At 62.5% G+C, this 22,879-nt stretch carries 21 protein-coding genes; 8 read left to right on the forward strand and 13 right to left on the reverse strand.

Going from position 1 to position 22,879, the window contains the following annotated elements:
• Positions 1-24: 24 nt before the first annotated feature.
• The 7 genes from addA to regB all read right to left on the reverse strand — a co-directional run bounded on the left by addA (position 25) and on the right by regB (position 11,551).
• Positions 25-3,396 (reverse strand): double-strand break repair helicase AddA, encoded by a 3,372-nt coding sequence (gene addA / locus T8A63_RS00450; RefSeq protein ID WP_322344674.1) that lies wholly within the window; start codon positions 3,394-3,396, stop codon positions 25-27.
• Positions 3,393-6,350, reverse strand: a complete 2,958-nt coding sequence (gene addB, locus T8A63_RS00455) for a double-strand break repair protein AddB (protein WP_322344675.1) — start codon at positions 6,348-6,350, stop codon at positions 3,393-3,395. Before addB ends, addA begins: the two co-directional genes overlap by 4 nt.
• Positions 6,343-7,035 (reverse strand): nucleotidyltransferase family protein, encoded by a 693-nt coding sequence (locus T8A63_RS00460; protein ID WP_322344676.1) that lies wholly within the window; start codon positions 7,033-7,035, stop codon positions 6,343-6,345. Before T8A63_RS00460 ends, addB begins: the two co-directional genes overlap by 8 nt.
• Positions 7,008-8,021 carry an aminoglycoside phosphotransferase family protein gene (locus T8A63_RS00465; RefSeq protein WP_322344677.1) on the reverse strand — a complete coding sequence of 338 codons (1,014 nt, stop codon included), beginning with the start codon at positions 8,019-8,021 and terminating at the stop codon, positions 7,008-7,010. The genes T8A63_RS00460 and T8A63_RS00465 overlap by 28 nt, the downstream gene beginning before the upstream one ends.
• Entirely contained in the window at positions 8,018-8,491 is a 474-nt protein-coding gene (gene tsaE / locus T8A63_RS00470) for a tRNA (adenosine(37)-N6)-threonylcarbamoyltransferase complex ATPase subunit type 1 TsaE (protein ID WP_322344678.1), read from the reverse strand. Before tsaE ends, T8A63_RS00465 begins: the two co-directional genes overlap by 4 nt.
• A 56-nt stretch (positions 8,492-8,547) precedes the next feature.
• Entirely contained in the window at positions 8,548-10,074 is a 1,527-nt protein-coding gene (locus T8A63_RS00475) for a PAS-domain containing protein (protein WP_322344679.1), read from the reverse strand.
• Positions 10,075-10,159: 85 nt separating this feature from the next.
• Entirely contained in the window at positions 10,160-11,551 is a 1,392-nt protein-coding gene (gene regB, locus T8A63_RS00480; protein WP_322344680.1) for a sensor histidine kinase RegB, read from the reverse strand.
• Positions 11,552-11,650: 99 nt separating this feature from the next.
• Here regB and T8A63_RS00485 point away from each other — a divergent pair, with 99 nt between their 5' ends.
• Together T8A63_RS00485 and T8A63_RS00490 are read left to right on the forward strand one after the other, a co-directional pair.
• On the forward strand, positions 11,651-12,265 hold the full coding sequence (locus tag T8A63_RS00485) for an SCO family protein (RefSeq protein ID WP_322344681.1): 615 nt from the start codon (positions 11,651-11,653) through the stop codon (positions 12,263-12,265).
• A 52-nt stretch (positions 12,266-12,317) separates the two neighbouring features.
• Complete coding sequence (locus T8A63_RS00490; RefSeq protein WP_322344682.1) at positions 12,318-12,866, forward strand: ActR/PrrA/RegA family redox response regulator transcription factor; 549 nt, start codon at positions 12,318-12,320, stop codon at positions 12,864-12,866.
• Here the strand turns inward: T8A63_RS00490 and T8A63_RS00495 are convergent.
• Together T8A63_RS00495 and T8A63_RS00500 are read right to left on the reverse strand one after the other, a co-directional pair.
• Entirely contained in the window at positions 12,863-13,342 is a 480-nt protein-coding gene (locus tag T8A63_RS00495; RefSeq protein ID WP_322344683.1) for a GNAT family N-acetyltransferase, read from the reverse strand. The two genes, T8A63_RS00490 and T8A63_RS00495, sit on opposite strands and share 4 nt — an antisense overlap.
• Positions 13,339-13,935 carry an HD family hydrolase gene (locus T8A63_RS00500; protein ID WP_322344684.1) on the reverse strand — a complete coding sequence of 199 codons (597 nt, stop codon included), beginning with the start codon at positions 13,933-13,935 and terminating at the stop codon, positions 13,339-13,341. The genes T8A63_RS00495 and T8A63_RS00500 overlap by 4 nt, the downstream gene beginning before the upstream one ends.
• 75 nt (positions 13,936-14,010) lie before the next feature.
• Here T8A63_RS00500 and T8A63_RS00505 point away from each other — a divergent pair, with 75 nt between their 5' ends.
• The 4 genes from T8A63_RS00505 to T8A63_RS00520 all read left to right on the forward strand — a co-directional run bounded on the left by T8A63_RS00505 (position 14,011) and on the right by T8A63_RS00520 (position 17,439).
• Positions 14,011-14,313 carry an S-adenosyl-L-homocysteine hydrolase gene (locus T8A63_RS00505; RefSeq protein ID WP_322344685.1) on the forward strand — a complete coding sequence of 101 codons (303 nt, stop codon included), beginning with the start codon at positions 14,011-14,013 and terminating at the stop codon, positions 14,311-14,313.
• Positions 14,314-14,398: 85 nt separating this feature from the next.
• Positions 14,399-15,790: an adenosylhomocysteinase gene (ahcY, locus tag T8A63_RS00510; protein WP_322344686.1), complete on the forward strand. Its 1,392-nt coding sequence runs from the start codon at positions 14,399-14,401 to the stop codon at positions 15,788-15,790.
• Between the two features lie 206 nt (positions 15,791-15,996).
• The gene (locus tag T8A63_RS00515; protein ID WP_322344687.1) at positions 15,997-16,908 is read left to right on the forward strand and encodes a PRC-barrel domain-containing protein; all 912 of its coding nucleotides are present in this window, start codon (positions 15,997-15,999) and stop codon (positions 16,906-16,908) included.
• A gap of 189 nt (positions 16,909-17,097) precedes the next feature.
• Entirely contained in the window at positions 17,098-17,439 is a 342-nt protein-coding gene (locus tag T8A63_RS00520) for a DUF2853 family protein (protein ID WP_120349823.1), read from the forward strand.
• A gap of 267 nt (positions 17,440-17,706) precedes the next feature.
• On the opposite strand, the gene T8A63_RS00525 is transcribed toward T8A63_RS00520, so the two are convergent.
• The 4 genes from T8A63_RS00525 to tsaD are packed head-to-tail and all read right to left on the reverse strand — an operon-like array spanning position 17,707 to position 20,453.
• Entirely contained in the window at positions 17,707-18,126 is a 420-nt protein-coding gene (locus T8A63_RS00525; RefSeq protein WP_300050781.1) for an EVE domain-containing protein, read from the reverse strand.
• A complete protein-coding gene (locus T8A63_RS00530; protein WP_067623436.1) occupies positions 18,126-18,398 on the reverse strand; it encodes a YciI family protein in 273 nt (90 codons plus the stop codon). Before T8A63_RS00530 ends, T8A63_RS00525 begins: the two co-directional genes overlap by 1 nt.
• Before the next feature lies 1 nt (position 18,399).
• The gene (locus tag T8A63_RS00535) at positions 18,400-19,353 is read right to left on the reverse strand and encodes an NAD(P)H-dependent glycerol-3-phosphate dehydrogenase (RefSeq protein WP_322344688.1); all 954 of its coding nucleotides are present in this window, start codon (positions 19,351-19,353) and stop codon (positions 18,400-18,402) included.
• The gene (gene tsaD / locus T8A63_RS00540; protein WP_322344689.1) at positions 19,350-20,453 is read right to left on the reverse strand and encodes a tRNA (adenosine(37)-N6)-threonylcarbamoyltransferase complex transferase subunit TsaD; all 1,104 of its coding nucleotides are present in this window, start codon (positions 20,451-20,453) and stop codon (positions 19,350-19,352) included. Before tsaD ends, T8A63_RS00535 begins: the two co-directional genes overlap by 4 nt.
• A 75-nt stretch (positions 20,454-20,528) precedes the next feature.
• Here tsaD and T8A63_RS00545 point away from each other — a divergent pair, with 75 nt between their 5' ends.
• On the forward strand, positions 20,529-21,227 hold the full coding sequence (locus tag T8A63_RS00545) for a uroporphyrinogen-III synthase (RefSeq protein ID WP_322344690.1): 699 nt from the start codon (positions 20,529-20,531) through the stop codon (positions 21,225-21,227).
• A gap of 71 nt (positions 21,228-21,298) precedes the next feature.
• Complete coding sequence (locus tag T8A63_RS00550; RefSeq protein WP_322344691.1) at positions 21,299-22,879, forward strand: hypothetical protein; 1,581 nt, start codon at positions 21,299-21,301, stop codon at positions 22,877-22,879.

Genomic DNA, 22,879 nt, shown 5'->3' on the forward strand with positions numbered 1-22,879 from the left:
ACAGGAATGGGTTGAGGCCTGAACCTATGAACGCGGGGCGGTGGCGTCAAGATATGGCAGGGCACGCAGCGCATTTGTCACGATATCGTTGGGTAACACCATAAGCGCGGGGCGGGCGGTCCACAGAATGGCGGTCTCGATCCGGCGATCGGGGTAGATTTGGCGCAGCATATGGGCATAGGCGCCCATCTGGCGCAACAGCCCGTCGGGGCAGGCGTCGGCGGTCTCGGGGACCACGCGGTTGGTCTTGAAATCGACGGCAAGGATATGGTCCTCGGCGATCACCAATCGGTCGATCGTGCCGTGCAGACGCTGATGGCCCAAGCTGCCGGTCACGGGGACTTCGGCAAGGGTCGTTTCGGTGAACAGCGGGGCGAGGGCAGGGGTGCGCAGAACCGCGTCGGCCTCACTTTCGGCGCGGGCAATCATTTCAGGTGGATGCCTTCGGGCCAAGCGGTCCAGAAATACTTGCCGCGCGTCCGGCCCCATGAGGGGCAGATGCTCCAACAATTCATGGACCAAAGTGCCGTAGCTCAGCGCGGTATCCATATCAAAGCCGGCCTCACCCGCCAGCGCCTTGGCATCGCCAAGATCGGAGGGCGAGAGGGTCTTGTCCTCCCCCCGGAGGGACGGGGCGGAACGGGTAAAAATAGGGTCTAACACGGGCGTTGTGACGATTTTCTCTGGCGTCTCTACGATGTCGAGCGTATCCCAGTCGCCCTGTTGATAGCGCAGCGTGCCATCATCGCCCAAGGGCTCGGCCCGGAGCCGGGCCAAAGCGGCAGCGGTGATCTGATACCAAGAGGATTCATCTTTCGACAGTTCCCCCGCCGCCGCCACGATCAGCCATTTCTCGGCCCGCGTCATGGCGACATAGAACAAGCGAAGCCGCTCTTGCAATGCGGCCTCTTTCATCTCGTCCAACCGCGCGCGCATGGGCTGAGGCATGTCATCTGCCGGGGCTTTCCAGACGGGCGTGCCATCTACGGTGATGATCTCATCCTTGATCGTCACATCGCGCCGCCCGGTGTCGGGCAGGATCACGATCGGCGCTTCCAGCCCCTTTGCCCCATGCACCGTCATCACGCGGATCTGGTTCGAAGCACTGTCGATCTGGCGTTTAATCTCCAGATCATCGGTCTGCATCCATTGCAGGAATCCGGTCAGGCTTGGCACCGTGCCGCGCTCGTAAGAGAGCGCTTGGCTTAGCATCGCATTGATCCCATCCTCGGCCTCTGGCCCCAACCGCGCCAGCAGTTTGCGGCGGCCATCGTGGCGGGTGAGGATGCGTTCGATCAGGTCGTAGGGGCGCAGGTAATCGACCTGCCCGCGCAGATCGCGCAGCACGGCGAGGGTGGCGGCGTGGGTCTCGGTCTGGCCGCGCAGGGCTTGCCAGAGGTGATCCTCTTTGCGGTAATGGGCGAGGGTGAAAAGGTCTTGCTCTGACCAGCCGAACAGCGGTGATTTTAACGCGGTGGCAAGGGATAGATCGTCGTCCGGTGTGGCGAGGAACGACAGGATCGCCGCCAGATCGCGCACCGCCAGTTCGGCCCCGACCTTAAGCCGGTCCGCCCCCGCAATGGGCAGTTCCGCCGCCTTGCAGGCGCGGATGATCTCGGAAAACAGGGCCGAGCGGCGCTGCACGAGGATCAGGAAATCCCCCGGTTGGATACGCCGCCGCGCCAGGCCGCCCTTGCTGTCGTCGGGGAGGAAATGTTCCTCGGTCGTCAGCTCCTTGATGCGCCGCGCGATGCGTTCGGCCAGTTGCACCGTGTGATGCCGCGCGCTGCGCCGGTCGACGGGGTCGGTCCAATCGCCTTCCTCGTCTGGGCCCGCCTTTTCGATGAAAGGCCAAAGATCGACGCGGCCGGGCAGGCGGTCCTTAAAGGCCATATGCCCGTCATTGGTAAAGCCGGTCTGGATCTCGGGGTCGAAAACCCCATCGACTGCCTGCAAGATCGCCGAAGAAGAGCGGAAGGAATAGGCGAGGCTGCGGCGCTGGAAGAACTGGCCCGCTTCGCCGATTTTCTGTTCAAAGGTCGCGCCTTTGCGGTCCAACTCTTCGGGGTCGGCGCCTTGGAAGGAGTAGATCGACTGCTTTTTGTCGCCCACGACGAAAAGCGTCCGATCCACCTCATTACGTGCGCCAGCGCCTGAGTAAAATTCATCCGTCAGCCGTTCGATCACATCCCATTGGCGCGGCGAGGTGTCCTGCGCTTCGTCCACAAGGATATGGTCGATGCCACCGTCGATGCGAAACAGCACCCAAGCCGCCACCGCCTTGTCGGTCAACAAAGCGCTGGCTTTGAGGATCAGATCGTCAAAGTCGAGCCAGCCGCGTTTTTGTTTCTCATCGGCATAACGCTCAAGGAAACGGGCCGCGAACCGGTGCAGCACATAGGACTTGCGCGCCGCCTTTAAGGCCAGCCGCGCTTCGCGGGCGTCTTCGACGCGCTGCATCAACTGCTCAAGCTGCGGCATCTGTACGGCGATGACCTTTTGTGTCGGCTTGGTCGGAAAACTGCCGATTTTTGCGGTAAATGGCGCCTTGGCGCCGCTGCCGGTCAAAAGGGTATTTTCAAGCTGGGGCAGGGCAGAAAGATCGTAGCGGTCAATCTCTTGCAGCGCCGCGCCAGCCTTGCCGTCATTTCCGCCTTTGGCCAGCAGATGCGGGATGATCTCGGCCATCATCGCCGCTTCGCTGCCAAGAAAGACCGACGCCGCGATTTTCTCTTCGGTCAGGTCTTCGGGCTGGGCGAAAAGCGTTAGGATCTCGGCCCATGACCGGGGGTCGGTGAAAGCATCGCGCTGGCCCACGATGCTACGGGTAAGGCTGGCGAAATCTTCGCCGGTGTAATGCCGCGCAATGTCGGCCACCAGCGGGGCGTCTTCGCTCTCGGCCATCTCATCGACGATCTCGGCCCGCAGCAGATCGGCGGCGCGGTCTTCGATCTCGGTGAATTGCGGGCTGACCTGCGCCTCCAACGGGAAGCGGCGCAGAAGGGCCGCGCAGAAAGAGTGGATGGTTTGGATTTTCAGCCCGCCCGGTGTCTCAATCGCGCGGGCGAAAAGGGTGCGGGCATTGCGCAGTTGCTCGGGCGTCAACTCTCCTTGCACGCCGAGATCGGCCAAGGCATCGCGCAGCGCTTCGTCCTTCAGCATCGCCCATTCGCCCAAACGTTTGAACAGACGGTTTTGCATCTCTGACGCGGCGGCCTTGGTATAGGTCAGGCAAAGGATGTGCTGCGGCTCCACATCGTCCAGCAACAGCCGCGCCACGCGGTCGGTCAGCACGCGGGTCTTGCCAGAGCCCGCGTTGGCGGTGAGCCAAGTGGAGGCATCGGGCCGCGCCGCTTCGATCTGGGCGCGGGTGGCATCGTCAAAATCGCGCATCATTCCAAATCCTCTGGACGGGCAGAGCTGGTGCCGTCCCATTCGCCGAAGCGGGCCAGTTGGTCATAATTCCCGGCAAAAGCATCGCTTTGCACCATGCGGCGCGCGGTGAAGCCCTGCCCCTCATCAAGGTAGCGTGAGAGCAGCGCGTGCAGCCCGGCGAGCACCTCTTGCGGGTTTTCTTCTTCCAGCGGGGCAGGGACTTCGACGGGTTTCGACCCGAGCCCGATAAAGGCAGCATGGGCCACATGGGCCACGCCCACCTCTGGGAAACCGCCACGCTCGACCATCGCAGCCTCGATCAGCAGTTGCTTGTCAAACAGCCGCTGTTCCTTTTTGCCCGGCGGCGTCCCGGTCTTGTAGTCGTAGATCAGCACATCGCCATCATCGGTCTGGTCGATCCGGTCCGCAAAGCCACTGAGGGTAAAGCCGAGGTCGGCGAAGGTGTAGCTGCCGCGCGCGCCCTGTTCGAACGCGACGGGGCTGGAGAATGCGGCGCGTTGGCTTTCACGGGCGATGAACCAATCTGCGATCCGGTCGATCCGTGCCAGCCACATGGCGCGGGCGGCGGGCCATGGGGCTTCCTCCTCCAGCACTTCGGCGGCCACTTGCATCAGCGTGTCGCGGGTCAGTCGCGTAGGATCGCGGGCCACCAGCTTCACGAAATCCTCCATGATGCGGTGCAAAACGATGCCCCGCACCGGCGCGTCGGGAGATTGCACCAGCGGGTTGATCGGACGCAATTTCAGGCTGTGCTTGGCGTAGACGGCATAGGGATCACGGATCAGCGTCTTGATCTCGGTCACCGATAGTTTGCGCGGCCGCGCGGCACGGGGCGGGCGCGGCGAGGGGCGCGGCGCGGGGGCCGTACGCTTCACCGCCTCAAGGCCGCGCACCTGATCCAGCCAATAGCCGCCGCGTTGTTGCATCGCCTTCCACGCCTCCGGCCCGCCGGTGTCGCCCAAGCCGCCCAGCAGATTGCCCAACCGGTTCAGCCAGCGTGACGGCACCATCTCGGCCTCATCCGAGCGGATCGCTCGGGTGATCCAAACCTCGGGGCTAGCGATGGCTTGCTGATAGTCATGCGCCGACAGGCCGATGCGCCGTTCGGGCAACAGCAGCCCGGCCTTCTCGCGCATTTGACGGTTGAGCCAAGGATCGGGCGGCGGGGCTTCGGGCCATGTGCCTTCGTTCAATCCGCCGAGGATGACCAGATCGGCCCCCTGAACCCGCGCCTCCATCGTGCCCCAGATCATGATGTCGGGGTGCGGGGTATCGGCCTCACGCACCTCTTCTTGGGACAAAACCGCGCCCAGCAGGTCGGCGTAATCTGCGGCATTCATCGCGCCGCCATGGGCGGCATGCTCCGTCAGGTTGGCCATCACCGCCGCAGCCGCGATGCCCGCACCCTGCTGCCAGAGCAGGTGATCGGGGTCGGCGGGTTGCCCGGCGGCGATCCTTTCGGCCAGCGCCAAATGCGCGGCGACGCAATCGGGCAGGGGCCGCTCTCCGGGGGCGTCATGGCCGGGGAAGGTCTCGCCCAGCCAAGCGACCCAATCGCGGAAGCCGCTGGGGTCCTCCATCCGCTTCGCGGCCCGCTCTGCAATCTCGACCAAGCTCTCTGCATCGGGATAGGGCAGCCCGTGACGCCGGATCTCGGCCTCGAGCCGCTGGGTGTAAAGCTGGTGAAAGTTCCGCCCCGCGCCGCTGTGTGTCAGCGGGTGTTTCAGCAGGGTCAGCAGCGCCTCGGCATCCAGTTTCCGGACGAACAGCGCCGCCACATGGCGCAAGAACCGCCCCGGCGGAGAGAGTTGCAGCGGCATCCCGGCGCTGTCGTCAGGCAGGATGTTCCACCGATCAAGAGCCGCCGTGACCTGCCGGGTAAGCATCCGGTCGGGCGTGATCAACGCGGCTTTCACCCCGTCTTCGGCAGCTTGGCGCAGACGCAGCGCAATGGCCAATGCCTCGACCCGCGGCGTGGGCGCTTCGATCAGGGTGATGTTGGCGGTGGCACCTTGCAGGTCTTCCAGTTTCGGCCCCTCACCCAGCCAAGCATGGGTGACCGGCGCGGGCCGGAGCGAGAGCGACACCAGCTTGTTACGGGCCGTCGAAACCGGGGGCATCTCGCACCACGGCTCAACCGCGCCGCGCGCAACGCCGAGCATGTTCATAAGCTTGCGAAAGCGGTATTGCGGGTGATCCTCGGCCAAAAGCGCCTGATCCAATTCATTCCAAACGGCGGTCGGCATCTCAAAGTCGAAACCGGGCAGGATGATCGCCCCTTGCGGCAGGCGGGCCACGGCCTCCATCAGCAGCGCGGTGGTCCCGCGCGAGCCGGTGGAGCCGGCAAGGATCACCGGGTGCTGCGGTGGATTGTCCTGCCAGCGGGCGATGATCCGGGCGACGAGTTGACGCCGCCGCGCTTCGGCATCCGGGCGGGTGGTGGTCTGACCTAGATAGTCATGGGCGATGGCTAGGAACCGCTGCGCGCGCTCCCAATGGGCCGAGAGATGGCCAACGTCCAGCCCGGCCACCGTCTCGGGCGAGACCCCTTCGCCCTGCATCTCGTCGATCAGGCCCGCAAGACTGTCCGACAGCGCATAAAGCGACGCGCGCGGCGCGAGATCCGGCGCGGCATCCAGTAGGCGCGACACCAGTTGAATGAGTTCCAGCCGCCGTTGCAGCGGTGGCGTTGGGGCAGGCAGCGCAATGCCGGGGCCCAAGGCATCAAGGTCCGTAATCAGCCGAATGCGGGGCAGAAACCCCGCCGGTCCTGCGTCGAAATCATGGCGCAACCGGCGTGCCATTCGGTTGGTGTTGACCAGCAGTTCAACGCGGGCCATCGCCTCGGGCGGGCCATTCTCCAACCGGTCGCAAAGCCCGCGCACCAACCCGCGTGGGAAGTCGACACCGGGGGCGAGGCCAAAGACTCGGGGGCTGTCTTGCGGTTCAAACATCGGCGCCCGCCAAAAGGCTTTCGGCAAGGGGAATGCCGCCGGGATGGCCCACATCGCACCAACGCCCAGTATAGGGCAGGCCAAACAACGTCTCGCGCTGAAGCATCATATCCCACAATAGGTTGAGCGAGAATTTCTCGGCTTCGATATCGGCCAGCAGATCGGTTTTGATGATCTGTATCCCGCCATAGACCTGCCCCGGCCCGCGTTGCAGGCGGCCATCCGGGGCGCGGGTAAAGTCGCCCGTGCCGCCATGGCCAAGGGTGTTTTCCAGCGGCACGGTCATCAATAGCGCTTCCATCCGCGCCGGATCCCACGCTGCTTGCAGCATCGCGAGCGGGTTCGGCCCGGCCCAAAGTGCGTCACTGTTCATGGTGAAAACCGGCCCCGCGCCCAGCAACGGCAGGGCATTGCGCAGCCCGCCGCCGGTGTCGAGGATCTCAGGCGTCTCGATCACGGTCTTAACACCCTGTGCCCGCAGATGGGCATCAAGCTGGTCGGGCAGATAGTGCAGGTTCGCCACGATCCGGGCGGGGGATATCCCGCGGGCGAGGTCCAGCGCGTGGTCGATCAAGGGGCGACCTGCGACCGGCACCATGGGCTTGGGCTGGGTCTGGGTGAGATGTTTCATACGCGTGCCGAACCCGGCCGCGAACATCATGATGGCGTCGGGATAGTCGCGCATTGGCTTTTTAGATGCTCCAAGAATTCGGGGGTCGGAGGGGGCAGCACGCCCGCGATAGAATCCGCCACCGCGGCAAGCGCGGGATGACGCAGGTTATGTTGCAGATGCTGCCACACACGGGGGATCAGATCGACGTAATGCGGTTTGCCATCACGCAGGCAAAGGCGCGCAAAAATGCCCAGAATGCGCAGATTGCGCTGGGCACCAAGCAGCGCATAGGCGCGGCGGAAGGGGGCGGCTTCTTGTTCGGTCTGGGCAAGGTAATAGTCGATGATCTGTGCCTCCACCGCGCGGGGAACATCACGGCGGGCGTCTTGCAGGATTGAGACCAGATCATAGGCCGGATGGCCCAGCAGCGCGTCCTGAAAATCCAGCAAGCCGACGCGCGCGGCACCTTCGCGCTCCGGCAGCCAGAGCAGATTTTCGGCGTGATAGTCGCGCAGGATCACGACCTTGGGCGCGTCATCCAGCGCAGCGGCGAGGGGGCGGAAAGCCTGCGCGAAAGCGGCGCTTGCCACTTGCCCACCCTCGGGTGCGTAAAAGTCGAATGCGGGGGCTACCATATCGGTCAGCCAATCGGCATCGCAAAGCGGCAGTTCCGGCAAGGGGGCGCTGTGAAGTTTGACCAATACGTCTGCGGCGGCGCGGTACAGCGGAAGTTCCCGAGCGGGATCAGCCGCCATCAGCCGGGCGAAAAGGTCATCGCCAAGGTCTTCGATCAGCAGCAGCCCGTGGTCGCTGTCCTTGTGGTAAATCTGGGGCGCGCTGAGGCCGCAGGCCGTCAGATGCGCCGCGACATCAAGGAAGGGGCGCACGTCTTCGCCGCGTTCGGGTGGGGCATCCATCAAGATGGCCCTATCTCCATTCTCTTTGCGCAGCCGGTCATACCGCCGGTTGGAGGCGTCGCCCGCCAGCAGCTTTCGGGTGGCCCCGGCCCAGCCGGACGTTTGCAAAAAACCTTCGATTAATGCGGCGCGTTCGGTCATGTGCGCCACTCTGTCAACTTGGTGGCCCAACCGCTGCCGGACCATTCGGCTGTCAGCGCGCGGCTGTCTTCGTGGGCCCCGGGGGAAAGGCTGATCCGTAGCGCCCCGGCGGGGGCGAGCGGGCCCAGACGATCCGGCCATTCCACCAGACAGATCGCGTCATGAAAGGCCTCAACCAGTCCCAATTCCTCAATCTCATGGGTGGAGGTCAGACGGTAGAGATCGGCATGCCAGATCGCGCCGCTTGCCCCCTCATAGGTTTGCACCAATGTGAAGGTCGGTGAGGGGATGTCCTCGGGGTAGTCGAGCAGTTCGGTAATCAGGGCGCGGGCGAAATGGGTCTTGCCCGCACCGACATCGCCGCTGAGCAAAATGACATCGCCGGGTGACAGGCGGCGGGCCAATTGCTGGGCGCGCCGGGCGGTGTCATCGGGGCCGCTGAGCCGGAGGGAAAGGGTATCGTCGGACATGCCCCATGCTTAGCGTGCCGACACGCAGCCGCAAGATTAAAGCGGCGGGGAATGCCCTAGTTGGAGGGTTGTCGCCGGTCGCATGCCGAAGGCATGGCGCTGCGGTCCGGGCGGGCCGTTCCAACCGGGGTCGGGCGGAAGCGCAAAAGCGTCGCGCCGGAAGCGATGGCCGAAATCTCACAAGTGAGGGCCACGCCGTGGAGCGGAGCGATGGGCATGTTCCAGCCCGCGCGGTCCCCTCTGCCCATGACAAACTCGGCCACGTCGGGCCACAGCGGATTGGCGGCCGACATCTTTTGCCAGACGCGGATCGCGTCGTTGATTGTAATCTCGGCAAAGCTTTTGTCGGGGTCTTGTTTCCATTGGTCGCGATAGGCGGCGTTGCAAAAGGTCAGCACGCCGGAGGCGGAGAAGACGGCGAACCCATCTTCGAGCTTGTCCAGCAGGCTTTGGCTTTGCTCAAGCTCAGCGCGGAAATTGCGGGTCAGGGTGACTTCGGCGGTGATGTCTTCGATCAAGAATGCGGTGGCCCCGTCGGGGTGGGGCCGGCCACGGATGCTGTAGGTTTGACCGTTCTCAAGCGACCATGTCTCTTGATAGCGCCCATCGGTTGCGGCGGCGATCACCTCGGCAATCTCCTGACGCCAATTCTTGTAGTTTTTTGGTTCCGGCATGCGGCGGCTTTCGCGCAGCTGATCGAAAAAGGACACCATCGTCGGTCGGGCGCTGAGAAAGGGGGCGGGCAGGGAGGTCAGGTCAACCAGGGCAGGGTTGAACAGGGCCAACTGCCCATTGCGGTCAAAAATCGCCAGCCCGATGGACAGATGCGCAAAGGTCTTGGCAAGGGTTTGAACGAAGTTGCGCTGCGCCTCTTCGGCGGCGACCACAGCGTTGATGCAGGTGGCGTGGTAGACCTGCACATTGTCCTCTGTCGTGGTGGTCAGGGCGTACCAATCGGGTTTGTCCCCGTCGCCGCAGCGCAGGCATACGCGGTTGGGATGTTCGGGCGAGGGCGTGCTGAACAATGCGGCGCCGCCGCATTCAGGATCGGCCGGTGCCTTGCGTTTCAGGGCCCCGTAGGCCCGGTTGTGCCAGATGATGCGGCCTGCGGCATTGGTCTGCCATGCAGGGTTGGGGTTGGTTTCGCTGGCCCGGCGCAGCGCGGCGAGTTTTTGGAATGTCTCTTGCGTGATCTCTTCGGCCGCGCGGGTCTGGGGCAGGTGCAGCCAGCATAGCGCGTCCCGCCATGTGATGCGAAGTTCCGACGGGCTGTCGCCATCCTCTGCCACGAGGGTCAGTTTGCCAGTGGCCCCGTGCCGGGCCGTGCGGGGGAATTCAGGAAACCGCGACAGCAGCGCTTCGCGGATGTCCTCCCACTGGTGGTGGCCGGGGGCGAGGGCAAAGCGGGTCAGCGCGCTGTCGGAGCCGTGGATCAACTCGCCGTCTTCGAAAAGCAGGCTCATATCGTCGATGCCGGGCGGTGCCGCAGCGGGGCGGCCCGCGTTTGTGCTAAGCCACCAAAGGGCGGCCAGAGCGGCGGTGAAAGCAGCGGCAAGCACGATGATAACGTCTGGCAATGCCATGACGGATACCCCTTTCGGCAAATGCGACGCCCTATATTGAGAGCCAAAGGTTAACGGCGGGTTAACAAAAGCGCAGTTCCCCCTTTCAAGCCGTTAAGCGCTGGTTCTCGCCCATCACGGCATCATCGGGGCCAAGGTCCAGCAGGCGGCGCGGCCAGACGACTTCGACCACCGCGCCGCTGCCTGCGGGCGGCAACCCGCGCAGCCAACCGCTGTCTGACCCATTGGCAAACCGGAGCCGCGCGCCGGACCGTTCGAGGAAAGTCTTGGCGATGAAAAGCCCCAGCCCCATGCCCTCATATTCGGGGCGCGCCGTCTCGCTTGCCGTGCCGCTACGGCGGCGCAGGAAGGGGTCGCCGATCCGCCCTAGATGCTGCGGCGGAAAGCCCGGCCCGTTGTCGATGATCCGCACCGAGATATCCTCGGCGGACCATTCGGTTTCGATCCAAACCGTGCTCTCGGCAAAATCCACCGCGTTCTGCACCAGATTGCGCAGCCCATGAATGATCTCGGGTTTGCGCGGGATCGTCGGGGGGCGCGCGTGATCTCGGGCCATCGGGTTGTCAGAGAACATCACCGTCTTGCCGCGCTCCAGATGTGGCTCGGCGGCCTCTTTCACCACGGCGGTGAGTTGCGCGCGTTGCATATGCAGATCGTCTTTCCCAATGCGGCCCATATCGCGCAGGATATCGCGACACCGGTCAGCCTGATCGCGGATCAACGCGGCGTCTTCGGCCAGATCGGGCCGGTCTTCGAGGTCACCCAGCAGTTCGGTGCTGGCCAGTTTGATGGTGGCTAGGGGCGTTCCCAATTCATGGGCGGCAGCGGCCACAACACCGCTCAGGTCCGACAATTTCTGCTCCCGTGCCAGCACCATCTGCGTGGCCGAGAGGGCATCGGCCATGGAGTGGACCTCAGTCGTGACGCGCCGCGAATAGGCGCTGGTGAAAACGATGGCGATCAGCAGCGCCGCCCAATGGCCAAAGACAAAAATGCCGGGTTGGCGCAGCACATCGCCCGACTGGGTGACAAGCGGCAGATGCCACAGCGCCAGCACCGAAGCCGCGACAATCGCGGTAGCGCCCAAAACCAGTGTCGAACGCAGGCTGAGTGCGGTGGCCGAGATCGTTACCGGGGCCAGCAGCAACAGCGCAAAGGGATTGTGCAACCCTCCGGTCAGCCCCAGCAGGGCGGTCAGTTGCAGCAGGTCAAACAGGACCATGGCAAGGTTCTCGCGCTCGGACAGGCGTTTGTTCTGGGGAAAGACAAAGGCCGCGACGAGGTTGCCGACCACCGAGGCACCGATGGTCAGATAACACAGGCCGAAGGCCAGTTGCAGCCCTAGCGCCCATTGCGCCACGGTGACGGCGGTCAACTGTCCGGCGATGGCGAACCAGCGCAGCAGGATCATCGTGCGCAGGCGGATCCAACTGGCGCGGGTGCGCCCGTCGAGGGGCCGAATGTTTGCCTGCGTCATCTGAGCCCCATCACTTTATTGCGTCTTGCATCACCTGCGATCTAGCGTAGGTCTGCGGCGAAACACGATCAAGAGCGGCCATCGGCGCAAAGGACTGACATGAAACAGATGATTGCATTTGGTGCGGTTGGGGTTGCAGCGGTATTTCTGGCCGGGACGGCCTTTATGGTGCTGCGCGGCGAAGATGATCCCTATGCCTCTTGCCGGTCAAGCCAGGTGGCGGGGGGCGATATTGGCGGTCCGTTCGAATTGGTCAACGGCGCGGGCGAAACCGTGACCGATGCCGATGTCATCACCGAGCCTGCCTTGCTCTATTTCGGCTATACCTCTTGCCCCGATGTCTGCCCGCTGGACGTGGACCGCAACGCCGCCGCCACCGAGATCCTCGATGAGCGCGGCCAAAGCATTACGCCGGTTTTTATCACCGTCGACCCGGCACGCGACACGCCTGAAGTGGTCGGCGACTTTGCTGAGGTGATGCACCCGCGGATGGTGGGGCTGACCGGATCGCCTGAGCAAGTCAAAGCGGCCAGCCAAGCTTACCGCACATACTACAAGGCCCACCCGGCAGATGAGAATGGTGAATACCTCGTCGATCACTCGACCTTCAGCTATCTGGTCATGCCCGAAGAAGGCGTCGTCGACTTTTTCCGCCGGGAGGTGCGCCCCGAGCAGATGGCGGACAGCATTGGTTGCTTCCTCGATCAAAGCTGAAATTGACCCGCCGCGATAGCCGCCCCATATTGGCCTTGGAGAGGGGACGTTGATGCAGGATATTGCTGACTTAGGCCCAGACCGTAGTTTGCTTTTAGTCGATGACGATGAGCCGTTTCTGCGCCGCTTGGCCAAGGCGATGGAGAAACGCGGCTTTGAGGTGGAAACCGCAGGCTCTGTCGCGGCGGGCAAGGCCATCGCCACCGCGCGTCCCCCGGCCTTTGCCGTGGTTGATCTGCGGCTTCAGGATGGCAACGGCCTCGACGTTTTGGAAGTGCTGCGTGACAAACGTGCCGATGCGCGGGTGGTCGTGCTGACGGGCTATGGCGCGATTGCCACGGCGGTTGCGGCGGTGAAATCAGGCGCCACGGACTACCTCTCAAAACCGGCTGATGCGAATGACATCGTGAATGCGCTTTTGGCAACCGGCGGCGATCTGCCCGAGCCGCCGGAGAACCCGATGAGTGCGGACCGCGTGCGGTGGGAGCATATCCAGAGGGTCTATGAGCTTTGTGATCGCAACGTCTCGGAAACCGCGCGGCGGCTGAACATGCACCGGCGCACCTTGCAGCGCATCTTGGCAAAACGCTCGCCGCGCTAAAGCTCGAACCGTTTCCAGATTTTATCGACGCGGGTGCCATCGGCCAGCGTGCAACTGGGCAGGCGGCGGAAATCCTCGAACCCGCGGCTTTGGTAATAGGCCAACCCGCCTAGATTGTCGGCGCGGATGATCGCGTGGATATGGGCATAGCCTAGGTCACGCGCGGCAGTCTTTGTCTGCTCGAACAGGGCCGAGCCGATGCCGAACCCCGTCTCTCCCAACCGCACGAAAGTCGCGACATCCACACCGCCTTCGGGCAGGTCTGGATGGGGCTCTATGTACTGAAAGCCTTTGATCTCTCCCCGCTCGTCTTCGGCCAGATGCCATGCGCTGTCAGGCGCGGTCATCCAACCTTGCAGCTCGCGCGGGGTGACGGGGGTGACCATGGCGGTGGTGCCGCCCTTGGCGATGATCGCGTTCAGCAAGTCGGCCAAGGCGCGGATATCAAGCGCCCCGGCACGGCGGACATGGATCATGCCATCTCGCGCAGCAGCGCCTCATGGCGTTGGGTAAACTCGGCCCGTACCTCGACCGGCGGGCGCAGCAGAATGCTAAGCCCCTCCATCAGCGCCGCATCGGGGCGGCCAAAGAAACGGCTCGCCTCGGTTTCGGAAAAGCCCGCGATCTGGCTGGCCTCCATCCAAGCACTGACGCGGTCCGCCTTTTTGATCTGTTGCTTGACGCGCACCGGCAAGCTGGCAGGCAGGCCAAATCGGACATGTACGGCGGTGGTCAGCCGGTCATCCAAAGCGCGATAATCCGGCCCAACAGCAGCCTTCACGGGCGAGATCATATCGCCGATCACATATTCCGGTGCGTCATGCAGCAGCGCGGCCAAGCGCCATTTCGCAGGCGCACGGGGGGCGATCCGGGCAAATATCGTTTCCACCAATAGCGAATGTTCGGCCACCGAATAGGCATAGTCGCCCCGCGTCTGACCGTTCCACCGCGCGACGAAGGCCAACCCATGGGCGATGTCTTCGATCTCGACATCCACCGGGGTGGGGTCGAGCAGATCTAGCCGTCGACCTGACAGCATCCTTTGCCATGCACGTGGTTTCTGCGCCATCCGCCGGAGTCCTTACCTCGTGATCCTTGGGAACAAATCCCTGTCAAACCTGTTCATCCCACGAAGGAGATAATCATGAAACCCGTTTTTTCCGGTACGATATTTGCAGTTACCTTGGCCACCCTCGCAGGTGCCGCGCAGGCAGAAGAAGTCTGCATGCCCGCCAAGGAAATGAAGTCGGCTCTGATCGATTGGTACGGCGAAGAGCCTGTGCCGGGTCAGCGGGACGACAACAGCCAACTCTGGGCGTCGGATCAATCGGGCACATGGACCTTGGTCAAGACATTGGCCGACGGCAATGCCTGTGTGCTGGCCCAAGGCGATGACTGGATGGCGGGGCTGTCGGGCGATAAGCAACTGGCCGCTCTTCAACGTTGACCCTGCGGGGGTCATTCCCCATTCACATTGAGAATTCGCGGCGAAGGTGCTAACCGCCCTGCAACACTTCAAACAGGAGCGCCGCATGGCCCACGACTATATTGTTAAGGATATCAATCTGGCGGCCTACGGGCGCAAAGAGCTGGACATCGCCGAAACCGAAATGCCGGGCTTGATGGCGCTGCGTGATGAGTACGGTGAAAGCAAGCCGCTGAAAGGATCGCGGATCGTCGGCTCCTTGCACATGACCATCCAGACCGCCGTTCTGATCGAGACGCTTGTCGCACTTGGCGCGGATGTGCGTTGGGCATCCTGCAACATCTTTTCCACCCAAGATCACGCCGCGGCGGCGATTGCCGAAGCAGGCGTTCCGGTCTTCGCCATCAAAGGCCAGTCGTTGGTTGAACATTGGGATTACCTCGACAAATCCTTCATGTTCCCCAATGGCCCGAACCTGATTCTTGACGATGGCGGCGATGCGACGCTGTACATTCTGCTGGGCGCGCGCGTTGAGAATGGCGAAGACGAACTGATCGCTGTGCCAAAGTCTGAGGAAGAAGAAGCGATCTTCGCTCAGATCAAGAAGCGTATGGCGGAAAGCCCCGGCTGGTTCACCAAGATGCGCGACCAGATCAAAGGTGTATCCGAAGAGACAACCACCGGCGTGCACCGTCTCTATGATCTGGTGAAACAGGGCCAATTGCCCTTCCCCGCGATCAATGTGAACGACTCTGTCACCAAGTCGAAGTTCGACAACAAATACGGCTGTAAAGAGAGCCTCGTCGACGGTATCCGCCGCGCCACCGACACGATGATGGCCGGTAAGGTCGCTGTTGTGATGGGCTATGGCGATGTGGGCAAAGGCTCTGCCGCGTCGCTGAGCGGTGCTGGCGCGCGCGTCAAGGTCACCGAAGTCGATCCCATCTGCGCGTTGCAAGCAGCGATGGACGGTTTTGAAGTCGTGCTGCTGGAAGATGTCGTGGCAACTGCCGATATCTTCATCACCACCACCGGCAACAAGGACGTCATCCGCATCGAGCATATGCGCGAGATGAAGGACATGGCGATTGTTGGCAACATCGGCCACTTCGACAATGAAATCCAAGTTGCTGCGCTGAAGAACCATAAATGGACCAACATCAAAGAACAGGTGGACATGATCGAGATGCCGAACGGCAATCGTCTGATCCTGCTCTCCGAAGGCCGCCTGCTGAACCTCGGCAATGCCACCGGCCACCCGTCCTTCGTGATGTCCGCCTCCTTTACCAACCAAGTGTTGGCGCAGATCGAACTGTGGGAGAACACCGACAAATACGGCAACGACGTTTATATCCTGCCCAAACATCTGGATGAGAAAGTCGCCCGTCTGCATCTCGACCGGATCGGCGTGAAGCTCTCAAAACTGAACCCCGAACAGGCCGCCTATATCGGTGTGACGCCTGAAGGCCCGTTCAAGCCCGAGCATTACCGCTACTAAATCGCAAAGAGTTCCCTCTTTGGTAAGGTTTCAACGCCGCCCCGCAGACCGTCGGGGCGGCGTTTTTGTATTAAAGTACTGAAACTCCTCAGGAAATGCGGCCCATCGGCGGATTCAAGCAAATATCTGCCGGTAGCAAATGGCGGGCGGAACATAGTCACCCGGGCGGTGTTTCTTCCCCAGACCACTGAAAAGGAGTATCGAAAATGAAACGTACATTCCTGAAATCCACCGTCGCCGCCCTTGCACTGACTGCGGGCACCGCATTCGCTCAGACTGCCGACACCGAAGCCGGTGCAGCAGCAGAGGCCGAGGCCACAATCTCGGGTGAGAGCGTAAGCGACACCGCCAACGATTTGACCGCCACTGTTGAGAAACAGGCCGAGCAAACCGCTGAGATGTCGCGTGAGAATTCCGACGACTACGATGGAACCAACGACCCCAACAAAACCGACGAAATTCTGACCGCCCCGACAGAGAGCGCGGAAATCGAAGGTGAAACCGAAGTCGACAACGAAGCGGAGCTGACCGCCGAAACCGATGGCGTGACCCCGTCGACGGATGCCGAAGCCGATCTGGCCGGGAACGCGGACTCAGAGTCGAACTCGACCCTGAGCACCGACACCAGCGGCACTGTCACAACAGAGACAGACACCGATCTGGCAGCCGATGAAGACGCCGATATCGACAGCGAAATGACTGCCGAGATCGAAGGCGAAGCTGAGACCGATCTGGAAGAGAATGTCGCTTCGGACACCGAAGCGAACATGGAAACAGACGTCACACGCACCGACACCGGCATGAGCAATGCCTTCTCCGGTATGGTTGTGGGTGATCTGGTCGGCCTGACCGTCGTGGAAGCGGATGGCGACACCATCGGTGACATCGACTATGTGATCAAAACTGACGCTGGTTATGCCGCTGTCGTTGGTGTGGGTGGCTTCCTTGGCCTTGGCGAACACACCGTCGCCGTGCCGCTTGAGGAAATCTCCATGGCCGCCGAAAATGACCTGAAGCTGAGCTCTTGGACCAAAGCCGAGCTGGAAGCCCAGCCGGAAGTTGATGAAGATACAATCGAAGGTCTCGAAGACGACGTCCGTCTTGACGACGCATCCTAAGCGACCCGCGATATCGAACTCAGAGGCGCCCCATCGGGCGCCTCTTTGCGTATGGGGGCGTGGCTGACGGTCGTGGTCGACGGGGGCAGTCAGCCGGGGTCGCAAAATAAATCTTTTGCAAAACAGGGTTATGGCCTTAGGCTCCGGTTTCAGGAACCCCTGAAGCCGAAGTTACTGTTGGAGAGATTTATGGGCAAGCGTGACGAATGGATCGCGAAATACGCCGAGGACCTGAAGAATAAATGCGGCATGGACCCGGATATGGACCTTTTGACCAAGGTGACCATCGGTTGCGGTCCGTCGATCTACAACGCCGACGCGCAAACGGTGTCTGCCGGTGATACGGCTGAATTGAACACCGTAAAGGACAACTTCCTTATCAAGAAACTCGGCCTGCCGGATGATGAGCACCTCATGGGTGGCATCCAGAAAGTGATTGAAACCTATGGCCGGTCAGAGCGGAACAAGTACCGCGCCGTGGTCTATTACATGCTGGTCAAACATTTCGGCAAAGAGTCTGTCTACGGCTAATTGCCGGAAAGACTTACCAAAACCTTACCTCGGACGCGCGCTTGGTTAAGCGCGCGTTTCGTTTTTGATGGGGCTTTGACACAGTAGAAAGTTGAGAAATTCAATGACTTCTGCTATCAGTCTTATATCGGCTTGATGCGCTGATAAGAGTTTAAAGAACATGTGTGGTGGTTTTGGGAGCACATGGGGTGAGAAGGGTTCTGGCGGGGTGCCGGAACCCTTTTTCGTTTCCCAATCGTTAATTTTGGCCGGTCTTAGGGCCCGACCCTAGGGCGCAGTCTTACCCAAAGCGCAGATAAGGTCCCATTCAGCTTCGGTCACAGGTTGCACCGATAGGCGGGAGTTTTTCACCAGCACCATATCCTCCAGCCGTGGGTCGGCCTTGATCGTATCCAGTGTCACAGGCAGGCTGAACGACCGCGCCGCTTTGATATCCACACATTCCCAACGCGGGTCATCGGTGCTGCTGTCGGGATGCGCTTCTGCGCAGACTTCGACGATGCCGACAACCTCGCGGTCTTTCTGAGAGTGGTAGAAGAACCCCAGATCGCCAACCTTCATCTCGCGCATGAAGTTGCGCGCTTGATAGTTGCGCACGCCGTCCCATTCCTCGCCCGCGTCACCTTTGGCCTTTTGGTCGGCCCAGCTCCATGTTGCGGGTTCGGATTTGAACAACCAATAGGCCATTAGCCGATCACCCGGTTCCAATGGGTCAGGGTCACGCTTTGGAACAGACCAGCCTTGGCATAGGGGTCATTCGCGGCCCAATCCTCGGCTGCGGCCATATCTGGGACATCCAGAATGATGAGCGAGCCGATCATGCCGCCTTCGGCATTCAGCAGCGGGCCAGCTTGGGCTACGGCATCGCTGGATTTGAGATAGGCCAAATGGTCGGGCCGGTTTTCCTGACGGATCGGCAGGCCATCGGCTTTGTCATGGGCGGTCAGGGCAACAAACATATCATTCTTCCTTTAGGGGGCGGGTCAGTAGTGATTTCATGGCGCCAGCCACATCTAACTGGTTGTCGAGCAGCCCGGCAACCGCACGTGTAATCGGCATATCGAGCGCAGCCTCGCAGGCAAGTGCATCCACAGCGCGCGCGGTGGCGGCTCCTTCGACCGTGGTCGACTGGTCAAACGGCGTGCCTTGGCCCAGCGATTGGCCCAGCCGGTAGTTGCGCGATTGCTCTGAGGTGCAGGTCAGCGTCAGATCGCCAAAGCCCGAAAGCCCGGCCAGCGTTGTCGGCTCCGCCTTCAGATGCGCGGCGAGGCGCTGCATTTCGGCATATCCGCGCGTCATCAGCGCGGCCCGCGCGCTTTCCCCCAGCCCTGCACCAATCGCGGCCCCGCTCGCGATGGCGACGACGTTCTTCAGCGCCCCGCCCAGTTCCGCGCCAATTGTATCCGTGGTGCGGTAAAGCCGCAGGTTCGCCGTGGTCAACTCCGCCTGCAGGTATTTGCCCGCCTTCGCATCCGCACAGGCCAAAGTCAGCGCGGTGGGCAAGCCGCGGGCGATATCAGCGGCAAAGCTTGGCCCCGTCAGGATCGCGGCCGTGGCATCGGGGATGGTTTGGGTGATCACGCTCACCGGTCCGACACCGCTGCTGAGTTCGATCCCCTTGCAGCAGGCCACCAGATGTTTCCCGTGAAGCGCGTCTTTGTGGTCTTCCAAGACACTGCGCAGCCGCTGCATTGGCACGGCCAGCAACAGGATTTTTGCCCCGCTCGCTTCCTCAAGGCTATCCGTCACCGTGAGCGTATCAGGGAAAGGGCACCCCGGAAGGCGTTTGGTATTCTCACGGCGCTTGGCCATATCCCCCGCATCACGCGCCCAAAGCGTCACCGGCCCTTTGCCCGCCAGCGAGATTGCCAGCGCCGTGCCGAATGCCCCTGCGCCAAGGACGGAAACGCTCATGCCTTGGCCCCCTTTTTGCCACTGCCCAGCATCGAAGGCCGTGCGGTATCCAGTGGCCAGCGGGGACGTGCCGAGAGTGTCAGATCATCGGCCTCGCGCAGGGCGGCTTGCTCTCCAGCAGCGAAGGCGATCATCGCGGCGTTATCGGTGCAAAGCGCCAGCGGCGGAGCGACGAAACGCGCCTGCTGTTCCGCTGCAACAGTCTCTAAAGCGGCACGGATGGACTTGTTTGCCGCCACCCCGCCTGCCACACAAAGGCCCCGCGCACCCTCTGCTGGATACTCCGCAAAGGCGCGGCGGGTCTTATGGGCAAGCACATCGACCACGGCTGCTTGAAACCCTGCCGCCAGATCCGCCTGATCTTGTCGGGTCAGCCCGCCACGCTCTGCCACGCATTTGTCGCGAGCGCGCAGCACGGCGGTTTTCAGGCCCGAAAAAGACATGTCGCAGCCGTCACGATCCAACAGCGGGCGCGGCAGGGCGAAGCGGTTGGGCTCGCCCTCCTGCGCGCATTTCTCGATTGACGGCCCCCCGGGCTGCGGCAGCCCCAACAGCCGCGCAACCTTGTCAAAGGCTTCGCCCGGCGCGTCATCAATGGTGCCGCCAAGACGGTCAAAACTCTCCGGTCCCCGCACCAGCAGGAACTGGCAATGTCCGCCCGACACCAGCAACATCAGATAGGGATAGGGTACATCATCGGTCAGCCGCGGCGTCAGCGCGTGGCCCGCCAGATGGTTCACCCCATAAAGCGGTTTGCCCGTCGCCGCCGAAAGCCCCTTGGCACACATTACGCCTGAGACAACTCCGCCGATCAGCCCCGGCCCCGCAGTGACGGCGATGGCATCGATCTGCGGCAGGCCGATCCCAGCCTCGGCCAAGGCCTCTTCGACACAGTGATCCAGTTTTTCCGCATGAGCGCGGGCGGCAATCTCGGGCACGACGCCGCCAAAGTCGGCGTGCAATTCGGTCTGGCCTGCCACAACCGAGGCCAGCACCGTGCCGCGCCCATCCTCGCCCATACGCACCACGGCGGCGGCGGTATCGTCGCAACTGCTTTCCAAACCAAGGATCAAGCGGGTCTGAGGCTGGGTAGAGGGCATGGGGGCTTTCCGTTGCAAGGCACCTGTACCGCAGGTAACACCGCTATCACGCGCAAACAATGCCGGAGCCTTGTGATGCCACAGCCAAGATTGCTTCTGACACGTCCACATCCCGGTGCCGCGCAGTTTCTGGATCGGCTCTCGCCCGCGCTGCGGGACGGGGCGGTGATTTCCCCCCTGATCGAGATTGCCCCGACCGGTGTAGGGGTCGATCTCGCGCCTTTCGCCGGGGTGATCTTTACCTCGGCCAATGGTGTGGCCCATGCGCCAAAGGGGGATGGACGGCCTGCCTTTTGTGTCGGCCCGCAGACCACAGCGGCGGCAGCGAAAGCGGGCTGGCAGGCGCAGATGGCCGGGCTGGATGCCCAAGCGCTGATCGCGACCCTCTTAGGCCAGCCGCAGATTGGCCCGCTCTTGCACCTTGCCGGACGCCATCGGCGGGCAGATGTTGCCGCAATTTTAGGCGCTTCGGGTCTGACCGTCGATGTTGCAACGGTCTATGAACAGAACCTTTTGCCGCTTTCCTCCGCGGCGCAAACCCTATTAAATGGGCCAAGTCCTGTTATCGTGCCGCTCTTTTCCCCGCGCAGCGCGGAGCATTTTGCCCGCGAGGCCAGTTGTACAGAGCGGGTCATCGCCCTGTCGATCAGCCCCGCCGCCGCGCAGGCGCTTGAAGCTCTGCCGCTCTATGCGCATGATGTCGCTGCGGAACCCACTGGCGAAGCCATGGCGGAGGCCGTTGAAAAACTTTTCCGCTGCACCACCTTGCCTTGAGGGGCATAGGTATGCCGGGTAAGCTCGCCACTGCGAGCGGATGATAGGTTCAGAATCGAAAGGCGTACGGCGTGGCAAAACCCAAAAAGACGGTCAGCAAAAGCGAAGCGGACAAGACCACGGCCGAACAGACGCCCCCGCAGGCGGATAAGGCAGTAGCGGCAGAGAAAGCTGACGCGCCGAAACCATCCGAAACCGATGCCAAGGGTACGGACCCGGTGAAACCCGACGCGCCGAAGACCGAAGATGTTAAACCGGATGCAGCGAAAGCCGAGCCCGGGAAAACCGACGTGGGCAAAACCGAGCCGGGCAAAACAACCAGCACTCTGCCCGTGCGGGACACTGCGCCCGCAGCGGAGAAAGCCACGGCGAAGCCGACCGCTGCAAGCGACGCGGTCAAGCGTGATGACAAGGCACCGGCTAAGGCGGAGAGCGCCTCTACCGCCAAAGATACGACGCCAAATACGTCCTTGCCTAAGGATGATCCTAAACCAACGTCCAGCGGCGTTGCGCCTAAGGATAGATCGGTTTCCCAAGACAAACCAGCGACCGATCCTGCGCCTTCACGCGCGTCGGTAGCCGCGTCTAAGCCGGGTGACAGCACGTCGAAGCCCGCGCCGACCAAGACCGAAAAGCCAAGCGCTACGACCCCCAAACCAACCCCGACACCGACCCCCGCGCCCGCTTCGAAGGAGCGCAAGCGGGGCGTGTTTTTCCCCATGCTGCTCGGTGGTGCCATTGCTGCCGGACTGGGGTTTGCCGCATCGGAATACGACGTTCTTGGCACCCGCGCGCAGGGGGCTGCGGAATTGCAAAACGCGATCGAAGCGCAGCAGGCCCGCATCGCAGAGTTGGAAGCCCGCGCTGATGAGCCTGCGGCCCTACCGGAAAGCCTGCCACAGGTCGACGCGCTCAGCGCAGAGTTGACCGCCGCACGCGAAGAATTCTCGGCGCTTCAAAGCCAATTGGCCGAGATCGACAGCCGCCTCACCACGGTTGAGAAACAGCCCGTAAGCGGTGGCGAAAACGAGATTGCAGTCGCGGCCTTTGAACGTGAAATGGAAGCCCTGCGCGCCTCGGTCGCTGAGCAACGCCGCGAAATCGAAAGCCTGCTGGATAACGCCCAAACCGCCGAAGAGGCGACCGCCGCCGCTGCAGAAGCAGCCCGCGCCCAGACCGGCCTGACCCAGATGAACGCCGCGATCAGCGCCGGACGCCCCTTTGAGGCCGCGCTGGTCGAGTTGCAGGAAGCCGGGGTTGAGAACATTCCCCAAGCGCTGACTGAGACCGCTGCGGGCGGTGTGGTCACCCTCGCCAATCTGCAGGCCCGTTATCCCGATGCCGCGCGGCAGGCCCTGGCCACCGCCCGCGCCGCCGTGCCTGAAGAAGGCGAAGGCGGCTTTGGCAGTTTCCTGAAACGGCAGCTTGGTGCCCGCTCGGTCGCGCCCCGCGAAGGGACGGACCCCGATGCTGTCCTCTCCCGCGCCGAAGCAGCGGTGCGCGATGGCCGTTTGACCGACGCGCTGGCCGAGATCGAAACGCTGCCCGCCCCTGCGCAGGACGCGATGGCGGAATGGCTTGCCGATGCCCGCGCGCGTCAGGCGGCTGAAACCGCCGCCAATGAACTCTCCCAACGCCTGACGGCCAACTGA

It is taken from the genome of Sulfitobacter sp. OXR-159 (assembly GCF_034377145.1).
In the GTDB taxonomy this organism is placed as follows: Bacteria; Pseudomonadota; Alphaproteobacteria; order Rhodobacterales; family Rhodobacteraceae; genus Sulfitobacter.